This window comes from Pelomonas sp. KK5 (assembly GCF_001984095.1).
Classification (GTDB): Bacteria; Pseudomonadota; Gammaproteobacteria; order Burkholderiales; family Burkholderiaceae_C; genus KK5.
The window spans coordinates 1-13,953 of the sequence record NZ_LYVQ01000175.1; the positions used below are offsets into that span (position 1 = coordinate 1).

The following is a 13,953-nucleotide window of genomic DNA, read 5'->3' on the forward strand; positions in this document are numbered from 1 at the left end:
TCCCTAAGGACCTGATGCTGGGCAATCCGCTGGAGACGCGGCGCACGCCGAAGGACAGCACGGGCTCGCGCGGCGCGGCGATCGCCGACGACGTCGCGTTCGCGGCCGGCGCGGTGGCCGGCGCGATCATCCTCGTCGGCTCCGGCGGCACGGCGGCGCCGCTGGTCGCCGGCGCCGCGGCGGCCTATGCCGGCGGCCGCGGCATCCAGAAGCTCGCCGACCTCAGCGACAAGGGGCACAGCCTCACCGACGTGCATGACGATGCCGTCCGCGGCGCCTACATCGACGTGGCCTCGAACGCCTTCGCCGTCGCCTCCATGGGCGCGAGCAAGTTCGTCGCTGCGACGACCGCCGAAGGGGCCAAGATCAGCCGCGCCGGCGCCACCCTCATTGCCGGCCTGACCTGGGCCGGCAACGTGACCGACATGGTCGGCATCGCCAACCAGATCGACGCGCTGGCCTCGCGGTGGGACAGCATGGACGAGACCGAACGGGCCAAGAGCCTGGCCTCGCTGGGTTTCGCGGTCGGCATGAAGGCGGCGCAGGTCAAGCAGGGCGGCGGCGTGCGCGAGCAGTTCGACTACACGCGCATCCGCAACCAGATCGAGCACGGCACGCCCTTCAACGTCGAGCCCGCCAAGGCCGGCCAGCTCAAGGCCGGCGAGAAGATCGCCGTCATCAACGACAAGGGCAGGATGACCATCGTCTACGAGGGCACCTACCCGACCAAGGAGATGCTGGCGCTGCACTCCGACGCCGCCGTCAGCATGGAGGCCACCTACACGCTCAAGGAGAAGCTCAAGCGGATGATGGGCAATGCCGACGCCGACAAGCCGCCGCCGGGCTCGGTGGCCTGGGAGGCCACGGAGGAGCTGAAGAAGATCCGGGCCGAGCTGGAGCTCGTCGAGCAGAAGGCGCGCACCGCCAGCGAGGCCGAAAAGGCCCAGCTTTATGCCCGGCAGATCGAGCTGAACGAGGCGATCCTGAAGGAGAACGCCAAGCTGGACTTCTTCGACCAGCAGGGCAAGGGCTATGTCGCTTCGCCGGGTGCGGGCCGCGACCAGGCGGCGAAGATGGGCTGGGAGAAGGTCGAACTGCCCAAGGGCTACGAGTGGGTGGCCGGCGACATCGAGCCGCACATCGCCGCCGAGGGCAAGCCGCGCATGTACTGGAACGAGAAGAGCAAGAAGTTCATCCCCGAGAAGGAGCGCGCGCGGCTCGAGAAGGTCGCCGCCAAGGCCGACCAGGGCTGGTTCGAGAAGGCCTTCGACACCAAGCTCGACAAGGGTGCCAAGCCGCTGAAGCCGGGCGACCTGGAGCCCGATGAGGCGATCAACGCCGTCAAGGGTGGCATGCCCAAGACCGAGAAGGCCGGCAAGAACGCCGCCGACAACGCGCAGGCGCTGGCCGACGCGATGGGGCTGGAGTCCGAGCAGATGGACCACCTGGTCGACATGATGGGCAAGAAGCTGTCGAAGAATTTCGGCAAGGCCTGGAGCGAAGCGGTGAAGAACGCGCCGGTGGCCAAGGAAGCGCTGGAGAAGATCCGCATCCGCGAGAAGCTGGCGCTGGTCGAGGAGGCGAAGGGCAACACCAAGAAGGCGCAGCAGTACCGCGAGGAAGCCTCAAAGCTCGGCAAGGAAGCCTACGACCCGGTGCGCGGCGAGTTCTGGAAGGCGGTCTACGCCAACAAGGACATGCGGGGGCAGATCGAGGCCGCCGGGCTCACCTTCGAGGAGGGCAAGGCGCCCTTCCTGCGCGTGCCCGACCCGGCCAAGCCCGGCAAGTTCATCGAGATGCAGGTGACGCTGGAGCATGCCGAACGCAAGACCGACGTGCCGAGCCGGGCACAGGATCCCGACAACCTGCTGTTCTCGTTCCGCTACGAGAACACGGTGATTCTCGAACACGTCCGCCGCATCGTCCGCAAGCAGATGGGGACGAATCCCGGCGAGCCGCATCCGATGAACTGAGGAGCGGGCACGGCTAGCCGGGCATGCCCGTGGTCTGCGCGAGCGCGCGCATCAGCAGGGCATGCATGCGCTCGCCGAAGATCGGCCGAACCCGGTTCAGCTCGGCCTCCCTGATGCGCCGGTGAGGCTCGAACAGGGCCTGACCGGACTGGTACTCCGCCATGGCCTCGATGTCCTGGCGCGGCGGCGTCGGACCGTTGCCGTACCTGTCTTCATAGGCCTTGCGGAACGTGGCCTCGATCGTCTTCAGAAGCTCCAGGCTCTGCGCCCATGCCTCGTCCGTGTAGGTATTGCGGACCGCCATCGCGACTTCCGCATGCAGCTGGCCGTGGATCGCGTCGACGACGGCGCCGTCCAGCACCTGGACCGGCCAGGCCAGGCGCCCCGCGAGATCGAGCAGATGGCGCGCGTGCTGATGCGCTGCCTCGTCGCCGAGCGCCTGGTGCAAGGTGGTCGCGGCCGCGCGTGCGCGCTCCCAATCGGCCGAGGCAGGAGAAGCGACGTCCTCGGCCGCCCTCAGATGAAGCACCGCGACCGCGGCAACCGTGGCATGCGCATCCTCCGACAGTTCGCCCCCGGTGTGAGCGCCGTGATGCAGCAGATCCAGCAGGAAGAGATGGGTGAAGCGGGACGGCAGGCGCTGGAGGTCCGCGCCAGGAGGGATCGCGCGCCACCATTCAAGCGGGCGCTGGCCACGCGCCGGCGTGCTCCGCGCTTCGCCGTGCTCGATCAGCAGCGCATGGACGGCTTCCTGGATCCGCCCTACGGCTTCGGGAATGCCCAGGTCCTCCTCAAGGGCTTCCTGCCTGCTCACCTGCGCGACGACCCGGTCTCGCACGGCGGCATCGCCGTGGAATGCGCTGAAGCTGCGACCTTGCGCACCGGGCTCGTTGACAGGCTGCGCCGCATGGCGGTTCAGCAACTCGCCGAAGAAGGCCTTGTGATGGCTGCCGACGACGCGTTCGACGGCCACGCCGTCCTTGAACAGCATCAGCGTGGGCAGCCCGCGGACACCCAGGCGGCGAGTCAGGTTCTTGTTGTCGTCCGCGTCGACCTTGAGGAACTTGACCTGGCCGGCGTAGGTCCGCGCCAGATCAGTGAAGATCGGAGCCAGCGCCTTGCACGGCCCGCACCAGCTGGCATGAAAGTCGATGAAGACGGGGATCGGCGAGTGCTCGACTTCTGCGGTGAAGTCGGCTTCGTTCAAGTCGGCCACGGTTGGCGCTGTGCTGTTGGTCGTCATGCGTTCTGCATCCACGGTTGATGAGGAAGGGGAGCGTCGTCCGCCGCTGCAGGTCTCGCGCTCGCGAGCAGCAGACGGTGGTCATGGAAGGCGTCCAGCGTGCTGCGATGCGCCACGCTGACGAGTGCCGCCAGTGGCAGCCGCTTGAGCAGCAACTGGTAGAGGTGTCGCTCGGTGTCAAGATCGAGCGCACTGGTCGATTCGTCGAGGAACAGGAAGGCGGGCCTGGCGAGCAGCACCCGCGCAAAGGCGAGGCGCTGCTGCTCCCCCGGCGAGAGCTGCAGGCTCCAGCGTTCGCGCTCATGCAGCCGATCGACCCACTGAGGAAGCCGCACATCGATCAGCGCCTGCCGGCAGGCCTCGTCGCCATAGGCTTCCGGCCGCTGGGGATAGGCCAGTGCGGCCTTCAGCGTGCCCCAGGGCAGGTAGTCCTTCTGCGGCACGAACATGACGCCCTGCGCCGGCATGCCGATCGTGCCGCGGCCATGCGGCCACAGGCCGGCGAGCGCGCGCAGCAGCGTGCTCTTGCCGACGCCGGAGGGCCCGCGCAGCAGCCAGCGCTCCCCGGGCCGCAACTGCAGCTCCGCGATGCCGGTCAGGGCCGTACCGTCGGGCAGGCACAGCGCCAGGCGCTGCACCGTGACGGCCGCGGCCCCGCTTCGCAACACCCGGATCTCCGCGCGCGGATCCGCCCGGCTCGCTGGCTCGGCGATTGCGCCGTCCATCTCGCCGAGCCGCTTCACCGCCGCCATCCACTGAACGACCTCACCCCAGACCATCGACGGCCAGTTCAGCCGCGTCACGGTCGAGCCGAAGGCCGCACTGAGCATCGTCATCGCGCCCACGGTCATCGCGCCGTCCAGCACCTTGGGCGCCATCAGCAGGTAGCCGCAGTACATCGGCAGCATCGTGAATCCGAGGGTCGCCACCTGCAGCCGCACCTGGAAGAAGGCCAGCCGCCACCAGTTGCGGCGGATCTGCTCGAAGCGCCCCGTGGCGCGTTCGTACTCCGCTTCGCCGCCACGCCACAGGGCCACCTGCTCCGCATGCTCGCGTGCCTGGATCAGGCCGAAGCGGAAGTCCGCCTCGACGCGCTGCTGCCGCATCGTCAGGTTCACCAGCGGCTTGCCGATCCAGCGCGACAGCACCGTGCCGACGCAGGCGAACACCAGGGCCATCCAGAACAGATAGCCCGGGATCGCCAGCGCCCGCCCGCCCAGCGTGAAGCCGAAGGCGCCGCCCTGCTCCCACAGCAGCGTCGCGTAGGTGCCGACACCCAGCAGCATCACGTAGAAGCCGGAGCCCAGGGCCAGGGTCTTGTCGACGAACAGCTTCAGGTCCTCGGCAATGCGCTGGTCGGGGTTGTCGAGCGCATGTTCCCGCTCGATCCGGTAGAGAACTTCCCCGTCGAGCCAGCGCGGCAACCAGCCATCGACCAGGCTGCTGCGGGCCTCCATCGCCACGCGATCGTTCAGGTACAGGTTCGCCGCGATGAGCAGCGCGTGAACGAGCGCGACCAGCAGCAGCTTCCAGAGGGTGTGCTGGAAGCGTGCGCCGTCGTGCCCGGCCAGCGCGTCGATCAAGGCGCCGGTATAGCCGAGCGCGGTGACGGACAGCCAGATCTCCGTGGCAATCGAGACGGCCCAGACCAGGATCTTCGCCATCACGCTCGATCGCACCAGCGCTCGCAGCAGGCTCGGCAACAGCCGCGCGGCCATATTCATGTCGAGGCTCCGAGCGGCACGACCTGCGCCGGCCGCGTTGCCGACAGATTCAGGCCATGCGTATGAAAGGACTCCAGCGACGGCCGGTGGGCCACGCTCACCAGGGCCGCGAGCGGCAGCCGGTCCAGCAGCAGGCGATACAGATGGGCCTCGGTGCGTTCATCAAGCGCGCTGGTCGACTCGTCGAGGAACAGGAAGGCCGGCCGGGCGAGCAAGGCGCGCGCAAAGGCGAGGCGCTGCTGCTCGCCCAGCGACAGGCGCATGCTCCAGCGATCGACATCGTCGAGGTGGTCGGCCAGCTGAGGCAGGCAGCATTCGACCAATGCCCGCCGGCAGGCATCGTCCGGATAGTCCTGCGCGGACCGCGGATAGGCGAGCACGGCCTTCAGCCGGTCCCACGGCAGATAGCTCTTCTGCGGCATGAACATCACCCGGCCGGCCGGCGGCACCTCGATGCGCCCGACGCCGTGCGGCCACAGGCCCGCGATCGCCCGCAGCAAGGTGCTCTTGCCCAGGCCCGAGGGCCCGCGCAGCAACCAGCGCTGGCCGGCGGCGATGCGCAGGTCACCGACGGTCAGCAGCGGCTGCCCGTCCGGCAGGCTGAGTTGAAGGTCATGAAGGCTCAAGCCCTTCGCCTCGTCCAGCGCGATGCCGCTCGTCGACGGTTGCGCCATCGCGCGCTTCATCTCGTCCAGGCGGCGCAGGACGGCGAGCCATTCGACGATCTGCTTCCACGCGCCGGCGAGCCAGTTCAGGCTGCCCAGCGCCTGGCCGAACAGCGAGCTCAGCGTGACCAGTTCGCCGATCGTCATCGCACCGGACAGCACACGCGGCCCGAGAACGAAGTACATCAGCAGGCCGGACACCAGGCCGGCGGCGGTGCTGAAGACATTGAACCCGGCCTGGAAGGCGATCAGCCGATACCAGTTGCCCCGCACGAGCTGGAAGCACTGGCGCAGACGTTCGACCTCCATCGCGCCGCCACGATGGAAGGCGATCTGCTCCGCATGCTCGCGCACCTGCACGAGGCCGAAGCGGAAGTCGGCCTCGACATGCTGCTGCCGCACGTTCAGGCCGATCTGCGGCCGGGCGATCAGCCGGGTCAGCAGCAGGTCCAGCACCGAGTACAGCACCGCGATCCAGAACAGATGGCCCGCGATCGAGCCCGCATGCCCGGCCACCTGGTACGCCAGCGCACCGCCGCGCTGCCACAGCTGCGCAGACAGAAGCCACACGCCCGCCAACGCGCTCACGCCGCCCAGCAGCAGCGCGAGCGTCTTGTCGACGATCAGGTTCAGGTCTTCGGCGATGCGCTGGTCGGGGTTGTCGATCAGGCGCTCGCGCTCGAGCCGGTAGACCTCGCCGCCATCCAGCCAGCGCCGCAGCCAGGGTTTCGTCAAGGCGGTGCGCGCCCGCATCTTCAGCAGGAGGTTGATGTACATGCCGGTGCCGGAGGCGAGCAGCAGGACGGTGACGACACCGAACAGCATCGGCACGACCTCGCGGAAGGCCGCCGCATCGCGCTGGACGAGCGCGTCCATCATCCGGCCGGTCCACTGCGCGAGCTGGATGCCGAACCACTGCTGCGCGCCGAGCAGCCCTCCATACAGCGGGAGCATCGCGAGCATCGACGCACGCTGCGGCGAGGCCAGGAGGCAGGAGGCCAGCTCGAACACGACATGCCCGCGGCTCGCGCGAGCCTGCATCAGTAGCTCCCCCGCAGCGTCAGCGTCAGGTTGCGCGGTGCACCGTAGAAGTTGCCGCCCACGGTGGAGGCCACGGTCTGGTAGTAGCGCCGGTCGAACAGGTTGTTGAGATTCAGGGCCAGCGCCCAGTCGTCGTTGACGCGGTAGCCGGCCCGCAGCGTCGCCACCGCGTAGAAGCCCTGGGCCGCGCGGAAGGCCACGGGATCGGCCGTGCAGGCGCCGGAGGCAGGATCGAAGGCCGGGCAGGCCGTGCCTTCGCTGAAGTTCAGCGACTGGGCCGTGACGCCGCCGCCGAAATCCCAGCGCTGCCCCGCGCCCGGAAGGCGATAGTTGGTCCACAGCTTCAGCAGGTGCTTGGGCGTGACCGTGCTCAGCGCAGTGCCTTCTCCCAGGCGATTGATGTTGAAGGTGTAGCCGGCGATCAGGTCCCAGCCGGTGGCCACGCGCCCGGCCAGTTCCAGCTCGAAGCCCTTGCTGCGTTCGGTGGCCGGGTAGTAGCAGCAATGGTCGATCGAGCTCGGCGCGTTCGGGTCCGTCTGCGGTGCATTGATCTGCCGGATGTCGAACAGCGCCACCGAGGCCGTGAGCCGACCGCTGCCCGGCGACCATTTCAGGCCGATCTCCTTGTTGGTCCCCTTCTCCGCGCCGATGAAGTTGCCGCTGGCGTCCAGCAGGCGCGCGTTGGCCGTCGTCGTTCCGGCATAGCTGGCATAGAGCGTGTAGTCGGCGGCCAGCTTGTAGGTCGCGCCCACGAAGGGCGTGATCACCCCGTCGCTGCCGATGGACCGCAGCGAGTCCGCGACCTGCATGCCGCCGAAGCTGATGATCGTCTCCGAGTCCTGGTGATACGAGGTCCTGCGCGCGCCCACGCTGAGCGCCAGGGCCTCCGTCGGGCGCAGCTTGACGGCGGCGAACACGCCCGTGGTGCGCGCCCGGGTCGGACCGGACACCTGGTAGAGCGACAGGGTCGGCGCCGCATAGGCCGACGGGTCGAAGTGCGCCAGGTCGATCGGCGCGCCGATCAGCTGCATGAAGTTGATGTCGGCCGGCGCCGTGTAGCGCGACTGGTCGAAGCCGAACACCACTTCCTGCTTGCGTCCCGCCCAGTCGATGGCGCCGGTGACGGTCAGGTCGACCGCAGCCTGCGTGCCGCTGCCCACATTGCCCGTCATCACCTGCGGCAGGTCGATCGTCCGGGTCACCGGATTGATCGCGCTGCTGGCCAGCACCTGGCTGCCCGTCTGGTCCTGCATGACGCGCGAGGCGCCCGCCTTCAGCTTCCATGTCTCGCTGAAGGCGTGCTCGACGCGCGCAAACCATTCCTTGTTGGTAAAGCTGTTCCTGGCCCAGGGAAAGGTGAGCGCCGTCGAACGCCGAAGCTGAGGATCACTGCCATCCTGATTGAGCGGCAGGCCGGCCTGGAATGCCACGAAGTCCGGCCGCTTCTCCACCACGGCGCCGAGCGTCAGCAGCGTGCCGGGCAGCAGGTCGTATTCGCCCACCGCATAGAGCTTGTGGAACCGGCTCCTGGCGGTGTCGTAGAAGTAGTGCTGGCCCTCCTCCACCGCCAGGACGCGTCCGCGCAGATGGCCCTCGGCGCCGAAGCTGTCATTGAGATCGGCCTCCAGGCGGTAGTGATTCCAGGACCCGATCGAGGCCGTGAAATTGGCGAAGGCATCCGGCAAGGCGCGCTTGTGCGTCAGGTTGATCGAGCCCCCGGGCTGGCCGATGCCGCCGAACAGCGCATCGGCCCCGCGCAGGATCTCGACGCTGTCGTACTGCGACAGGTCGCTGGCCGAGATCTGCCCGGTCACGGACCCCAGCAGCTGGGCGCCGCCACCATCGACGTGAACGGTATTGACATCGAATCCGCGCACCGAGAAGCGGCTGGCCTCGGCGCCCGACTTCTGCACCGTGATCCCGGTGGACCAGTTCAGCGCGTCGGCCAGGTCGTTGGCGTTCTGCTGCTGCAGCGTCTGCTGGGTGATGACGGTGACGGACTGCGGCACGTCCTTCAGGGCCGTCGGCAGGCGGGTGACCGAGAAGCCTTGCGCCTTGCCGAAGATCTCCACGCGCTCGAGGCTCGCGGGCTCGGCGGCCGTGCGCTCATCATGTGTCGGGTTCGGCTGTGCTTCGGACGCAGGCGCCGCCTCGATCACATAGGAGCCGCCGGCCGTGCGGCGCGACACCAGCCCGCTGCCGGCCAGCAGGCGCTGCAGCGCCTCGTCCCAGGTGTACCTTGCGGCGGGCAGCGCGGGCGCACGATGACCGGCAAGGACCGCAGGATCGAACACGATGGTGATGTGCGCTTCCCGACCGAGGACACGCAGGGAATCCGCGAGCGCCTGTTCGGGGAGATTCAGATCGAAGCGGGCGGCCGGCCTTGTCTGCGCCTGTGGCGCGGCCCCGGAAACTGACTTGGGCTCCTGGGCCGCGGCCGCAAGGGCCAGCAGAGTCAGCAGGGGCCCGATGACAACGGCAATGCCGCTGCTTCCTGTTCTCGTCGCGAGTCGCACGAAGTCTCCTCAGTGAAGGTCCGATATGGCTTGTGTTGTCCCTGCTTGCTAAGACGAATCAGCCCTGCGATCCGGACAGGAAAACTTTGGCGCTAACGCGATGCCGCAGCGCCATGCGCCGACGACACGGCCTCGATCCAGAAGGAGCCGCCCCTGGTTTCGCGAACGCGCAGACCACTGCCGCGCAGCAAGGTCTCCAAGGCCTCGCGCGCCGAATAGCTTCCCGTCAGCGCCGACGCGCGCTTGCCCGCCATGTTCGCCGGATCGAAGGCCACGGTGACATGGGCCCTGCTCGCCACCGCCCAGAGCGACTGGTCGAGCGCCTGCGCAGGCAGGTTGAACTCGAACAGCACCTGCGCCTTCAAGGACAGGGGCATCAGGAAGGCGGCGAGCAGCAGGAACCGTACGCGCCGGCGGATGCCGTTCACCGCGGCACCGCCAGAGATCTTCCTCGGCATCAGCGCGGCGAGTGGTCGGCAGCCAGGATCACGCCGCCGCCCGGCGCCGGCACGACCTCGAGCTTGTGCAGCCTGGCGATCACGTTGGCGAACTCGACCGGATCGCGGGTCGCGAACACGCCGGAGACCCGCAGTGCAGCCACCTCCGGATCCCGGATCTCGACCTGCGTCCTGCCGTAGCGATTGATCTCGGCCACGGCATCGGCCAGCGTCGCGTTGTCGAACATCGCCTCGCTGCGGCGCCAGGCCGTGACTTCCTCGACCGGCGGACGGTCGAGCGTGCGGGGCGTCGTGGCGCCGCGCAGCAGCAGGCGTTCTCCCGGCTCCAGCAGGACCGGAGGCGCGCCGCTGCTGGCCGACGTGACCTGCACCCGGCCCTCGATCAGCAGCACGTCCGTGCGCTGGAGGTCGTTGCGCACGACGAAGGTGGTGCCGAGCGCCCGCACGCGCTCGTCGCCGGATTCGACGATGAAGGGCCGCTGCGGATTCTTCGCCACCTCGAACATGGCCTCGCCGTGATCGAGATGGATCCGCCGCAGGTCCTTGGCGTAGTGCACGGACAGGCGCGTATTCGTGTTCAGCGTGATCCGCGTACCGTCATCCAGCAGCACGCTTTGCTGTCCGCCGATCGCCGTCTCGTAGACCGGATCCCTGAGCGACGGCAGCATCACCGTCACGCCCACGGCAAGGAAGGCGGCCATGGCAAGGCCCGCCAGCATCGCCCGCAGCGGCGGATGGCGACGCGACTGCTGCTGTCGCGAGGCCGCGGCGCGCGCCGCGCGCGCCGCCGCCGGCACCAGTTCCCAGGTGTCGGTGACCCGCTCGAAGGCGCGCGCATGCGCCGGGTCTTCCGCCAGCCAGTCGCGGAAGGCCGCCTCGTAGCCGGGCCGGCGGGCCTCGTCCTGCAGGCGCACAAGCCAGGCCGAGGCTTCGGCCAGGTCCAGCTGTTCAGAAATGTCCGCGCGTGTGGTCATTCAATATCCGTCCATCCACTGCGTTAGGAACACCATCGCCCTCGTGACCCGCTTCTCCACTGCCGCCAGGCTCATCCCCTCACGCTCGGCGATCTGGGGGAAGGTCATCCCGTCCAGCCGCTGCGCCAGCAGGCAGCGGCGGGTGATCGGGTCCAGCCGCTCCAGGCCCGCATCGGCCCGGCGAAGGCGCTCCTGCGCACGCAATTGCTCCTCGGGCCTCGGCGCGGTGTCCACGATCGACTCCAGGTCGAAGTCACCCACCTCCGAGGCGTAGGCGCGGCGCCGGCCCTGATCGCGGCTGATGTTCAAGGCGGTCGTCACCAGGAAGGCCTCCCGCGACTGCAACTCGTGCGCGCGGGTGTAGGACTCCAGGCGGGCGAAAGCCTCCTGCACGATGTCGTCCGCGTCCTGAGCGGCGACGCCATGCCCGAGGATGACTCCCCGCACTTTCCGCCAGATCTTCAACAAGTCGCTCATAGGCCCCGCACCGCACTTTCATGCAAGACGGTTCAGCGCGCGAATCCGGACATCTATTTTTTCTTGCGGCGGCGAGACCTCAGCCGCCGGGCAGTTCGTAGCGCATGACCAGCGCCGCCGGCAGCGGCGGATAGTTCATGCGCAGCCTGAAGCCGATGAACTCGTCCGAGGACCAGCCCATGCGCGTCATCACGAGCTCCATCAGCTCCGCATGGCGCGGCACCTCCAGCGTCAAGGGCGCTGGCGACGGGACGCCGAGTTCGATCAGCGGCTCGTGCAGCGGCAGCCGGCTGCGCTCGGCATCGGGCTCGTGGACCTCGATCTGGCTGGAGAGCGTGACGCTGGGCGGCATCATCTCGGCCATCGAGCGGTGCACGAACAGGTCGAAGATCGCCACCTCGCTCGGCACGTTCAGGTAGCACATGAAGCGCGAGAACTGGTCGGCCTCGCTGCGCACATGCGGCATGTGGCGCAGCACCTTGCCGAACAGGCAGGAGATCTGGCCCGCATTGCCCACCGGTCCCGGCGCCAGCGAGACCGTCGTCCGGTCGCCCTCCTCCCGCAGCGTGAACTCGGGCATCGGGTCGGGGCAGAAGTCGATCAGCAGCGGCACGCTGGCCGAGGCTCGGGGATCCAGCGCCTCGGCCGGGACCGACATCTGGTCGCCGCTGTCGTGCCGGCTCATCTGGCGCGACATCACCCACGACAGGTTCTCCCGCAGCCGCCGGAAGCCGATCCAGGCCTTGATGTTGACCAGGTCCACATGGCTCGCCTCGCTGCCGGCCTGCGCCGAGGGGCTGACGAACCAGGACACATAGTTGACCCTGGACTGCGCGCCCCAGATCGAGCTGGCGCCGAGGAAGAACTGCTTGCGCAGGTTCTCCTGCTGCTGGCGGGCCTGCTCCATCGGCGACTGGCCGCTGCCCATGATGTCGAAGACCGCCCGGTCGCCGCAGTGGGTCTCGATCAGTTGGTCGAAGGCGTCGGCGGCCCGTCGCACCTGCGCCAGCACCGACGCCTCGACACCCAGCTGCTCTGCCTTCTTCAGGATGATGCCCAGGCCCTCGTTGCCGGGCAGGTGCTGGAGCGCCATGTACGGGTCGTGGATCTGGATGACCTTGGCCACTTTCCACGACAGCTGGCGGTTCACGCCCCACTGGCGGGCCAGGGCCTGGGCGTCGGTCGGGTCCAGGCCGGCGGCCAGCATCAGGGAAGACAGGGCACCGCGGAGGTGGCGCGCGACGAGGTCGAGATCGGTCGAAAAGTGAGGAGCGGCGGGCACGGGTTCGGCGGCGGGAAACTTTGACGCGAGGATAACTGAGCGGGCTCCACGGGACTTCGATGTTAGGGATGATCCCACCAAAAATCTCACTGAAAACATTTGCAGTGTTGAATTAGGGGTTGTAATCTGCCGCCATCCCTGTTGTTGAGGGCCCAATTTTCTCTTTCGCAACTGCTCGAAACCGGAGATTCAGATGGGTACTTCCTTCTCCCCGCCCCTGGCGCGACTGCTGGCCGCCGCAGCCCTCGTTGGGCTCGCTGCCGGCGCAAGCCCGGCCAGCGCCACCGACTTCACGACCTACTGGAAGGAGGCCAGGTTCGACGCCGCCGTCCCGGACGCGTCGACCTACACCTTCCCCACCGGCGACGGCAACGCCGAGGCGCGGCCCTACCTCCTCGGCCCGCTGGGCTTCAGCACCTACCAGCACTTCACGCATCCCTACCTGGAGGACGACGGCGCCTACGGTGCCGGTGTGACCTACCTGTCGATGCGCGGCATCCCCGGCGTCAATGCGGCGATGGACACGCAGGTCGACGGCATCTACGCGCTCGGCTTCGACCTCGGCACCTATGACGGCGCGGACACGATCACGGTGACGATCAACTTCGGCGCGATCACCGTCGGCAGCTTCGACACGATCGGCGGCGCCGGCACCTCGACCTTCTTCGGCATCGTCACCTCCGACCCGATCCAGCAGATCACCTTCACCGCCAAGAACGGCACCGAGATCGACATCCTGGACTTCAAGGCCGGGGCGGTGTCCGCCGTGCCGGAACCGGCCTCGCTGTCCTTCGCCCTCGCGGGCCTGGGCATGCTGGGCGTCGCGGTGCGCCGCCGCAAGGCGGCCCAGGTCTGAGCGCGATGCCGACCCCTGCGCGGGCGGTGGAGATGCGCTCGCGAGAGGAGGCCGAGGGCTACCTGGTCTGCCTGGTCCGGCACGGGGCGATGCAGGTCCAGGGCAGCTTCGGCGAACGCTCGATCCAGGCCGGCCAGGGCCTGATCGCGGCGCTGTCGGAGCTCAGCCATACCCGGCTGGCCGCGGGCGCGCAGCTCATCGAGTTCGTCCTTCCGCAGGGCCTGATGCGGGACCTTGCCGCGCAGTGCCCGCGGTTCGAACCGCTGATCGGCTCGCAACTGGCCGGGCGCCTGCGCGCCCTGGCCGGCGAGGCCGGCAGCGCTGCTGATCCCCGCTGGCTGGAGGAGGCCGCGTCGGCCGTGATGCAGCAGCAGCCGCTGCGCACCACCACCGGCCCGCGCGCGCCAGGGCGGGCCACGCCGGCCTCGATCAGGCGCGCGCTGGACTTCATGGCCGCGAACCTGCCGGTCGCCATCGGACTGCAGGATGTGGCGCAGGCCGCCGGGCTCAGCATCAGCAGTCTCGGCCGCGCCTTCAAGCGCCAGTTCGGCAAGAGCCCGATGGCCCTGCTGCGCGAGTTGCGCCTGGACCGCCTGCACGACGAGCTCAGGCGCGGCGACGGCCCGGAACGCATCCGCGACCTGGCCCTGCGTTGGCGCTTCCGCAGCGCCAGCCAGTTCAGCCAGGCCTACCGGCGCCGCTTCGGCGAGAAGCCGAGCGAGACCGCGGCGCGCGTGCGCAGCC

12 protein-coding genes are annotated in these 13,953 nt (G+C 68.7%); 4 read left to right on the forward strand and 8 right to left on the reverse strand.

The window, feature by feature from the left end:
* On the forward strand, positions 1-1,973 hold a 1,973-nt coding region (locus tag B0W88_RS22870), incomplete at its 5' end, for a DUF4781 domain-containing protein (protein ID WP_233151816.1).
* 13 nt (positions 1,974-1,986) lie between these two features.
* On the opposite strand, the gene trxA is transcribed toward B0W88_RS22870, so the two are convergent.
* The 4 genes from trxA to B0W88_RS22890 are packed head-to-tail and all read right to left on the reverse strand — an operon-like array spanning position 1,987 to position 8,940.
* Positions 1,987-3,216 carry a thioredoxin gene (trxA, locus tag B0W88_RS33135; protein ID WP_077036936.1) on the reverse strand — a complete coding sequence of 410 codons (1,230 nt, stop codon included), beginning with the start codon at positions 3,214-3,216 and terminating at the stop codon, positions 1,987-1,989.
* The gene (locus tag B0W88_RS22880) at positions 3,213-4,940 is read right to left on the reverse strand and encodes an ABC transporter ATP-binding protein/permease (protein WP_083748996.1); all 1,728 of its coding nucleotides are present in this window, start codon (positions 4,938-4,940) and stop codon (positions 3,213-3,215) included. The genes trxA and B0W88_RS22880 overlap by 4 nt, the downstream gene beginning before the upstream one ends.
* Positions 4,937-6,646 (reverse strand): ABC transporter ATP-binding protein/permease, encoded by a 1,710-nt coding sequence (locus tag B0W88_RS22885; RefSeq protein WP_077036938.1) that lies wholly within the window; start codon positions 6,644-6,646, stop codon positions 4,937-4,939. Before B0W88_RS22885 ends, B0W88_RS22880 begins: the two co-directional genes overlap by 4 nt.
* Positions 6,646-8,940 carry a TonB-dependent siderophore receptor gene (locus tag B0W88_RS22890; protein WP_158080921.1) on the reverse strand — a complete coding sequence of 765 codons (2,295 nt, stop codon included), beginning with the start codon at positions 8,938-8,940 and terminating at the stop codon, positions 6,646-6,648. The genes B0W88_RS22885 and B0W88_RS22890 overlap by 1 nt, the downstream gene beginning before the upstream one ends.
* On the opposite strand from B0W88_RS22890, the gene B0W88_RS33780 reads away from it, so the two are divergent.
* Positions 8,911-9,063: a hypothetical protein gene (locus B0W88_RS33780; RefSeq protein ID WP_158080922.1), complete on the forward strand. Its 153-nt coding sequence runs from the start codon at positions 8,911-8,913 to the stop codon at positions 9,061-9,063. The two genes, B0W88_RS22890 and B0W88_RS33780, sit on opposite strands and share 30 nt — an antisense overlap.
* A gap of 191 nt (positions 9,064-9,254) precedes the next feature.
* Here the strand turns inward: B0W88_RS33780 and B0W88_RS22895 are convergent, their stop codons facing one another.
* From B0W88_RS22895 to B0W88_RS22910, 4 genes are all read right to left on the reverse strand, one after another.
* Entirely contained in the window at positions 9,255-9,620 is a 366-nt protein-coding gene (locus B0W88_RS22895) for an STN domain-containing protein (protein ID WP_144006899.1), read from the reverse strand.
* The gene (locus B0W88_RS22900; RefSeq protein ID WP_083748997.1) at positions 9,620-10,594 is read right to left on the reverse strand and encodes a FecR domain-containing protein; all 975 of its coding nucleotides are present in this window, start codon (positions 10,592-10,594) and stop codon (positions 9,620-9,622) included. Before B0W88_RS22900 ends, B0W88_RS22895 begins: the two co-directional genes overlap by 1 nt.
* Positions 10,595-11,062, reverse strand: coding sequence for an RNA polymerase sigma factor (locus B0W88_RS22905; RefSeq protein ID WP_198937914.1), 468 nt, complete (start codon positions 11,060-11,062; stop codon positions 10,595-10,597). It lies immediately after the preceding gene.
* Between the two features lie 88 nt (positions 11,063-11,150).
* Positions 11,151-12,278: a hypothetical protein gene (locus B0W88_RS22910; protein WP_077036942.1), complete on the reverse strand. Its 1,128-nt coding sequence runs from the start codon at positions 12,276-12,278 to the stop codon at positions 11,151-11,153.
* Positions 12,279-12,546: 268 nt separating this feature from the next.
* Here B0W88_RS22910 and B0W88_RS34885 point away from each other — a divergent pair, with 268 nt between their 5' ends.
* Positions 12,547-13,209, forward strand: coding sequence for a PEP-CTERM sorting domain-containing protein (locus B0W88_RS34885; RefSeq protein ID WP_077036943.1), 663 nt, complete (start codon positions 12,547-12,549; stop codon positions 13,207-13,209).
* Positions 13,210-13,214: 5 nt separating this feature from the next.
* On the forward strand, positions 13,215-13,953 hold a 739-nt coding region (locus B0W88_RS22920), incomplete at its 3' end, for a helix-turn-helix transcriptional regulator (protein ID WP_144006900.1).

Excerpts from the sequence above, each read along its gene's own strand:
- B0W88_RS34885 (WP_077036943.1), top strand. The coding sequence starts at position 12,547 with ATGGGTACTTCCTTCTCCCCGCCCCTGGCGCGACTGCTGGCCGCCGCA.
- trxA (WP_077036936.1), bottom strand. The coding sequence starts at position 3,216 with ATGACGACCAACAGCACAGCGCCAACCGTGGCCGACTTGAACGAAGCC.
- B0W88_RS22895 (WP_144006899.1), bottom strand. The coding sequence starts at position 9,620 with ATGCCGAGGAAGATCTCTGGCGGTGCCGCGGTGAACGGCATCCGCCGG.
- B0W88_RS22900 (WP_083748997.1), bottom strand. The coding sequence starts at position 10,594 with ATGACCACACGCGCGGACATTTCTGAACAGCTGGACCTGGCCGAAGCC.
- B0W88_RS22885 (WP_077036938.1), bottom strand. The coding sequence starts at position 6,646 with ATGCAGGCTCGCGCGAGCCGCGGGCATGTCGTGTTCGAGCTGGCCTCC.
- B0W88_RS22910 (WP_077036942.1), bottom strand. The coding sequence starts at position 12,278 with ATGCTGGCCGCCGGCCTGGACCCGACCGACGCCCAGGCCCTGGCCCGC.
- B0W88_RS33780 (WP_158080922.1), top strand. The coding sequence starts at position 8,911 with ATGACCGGCAAGGACCGCAGGATCGAACACGATGGTGATGTGCGCTTC.
- B0W88_RS22880 (WP_083748996.1), bottom strand. The coding sequence starts at position 4,940 with ATGAATATGGCCGCGCGGCTGTTGCCGAGCCTGCTGCGAGCGCTGGTG.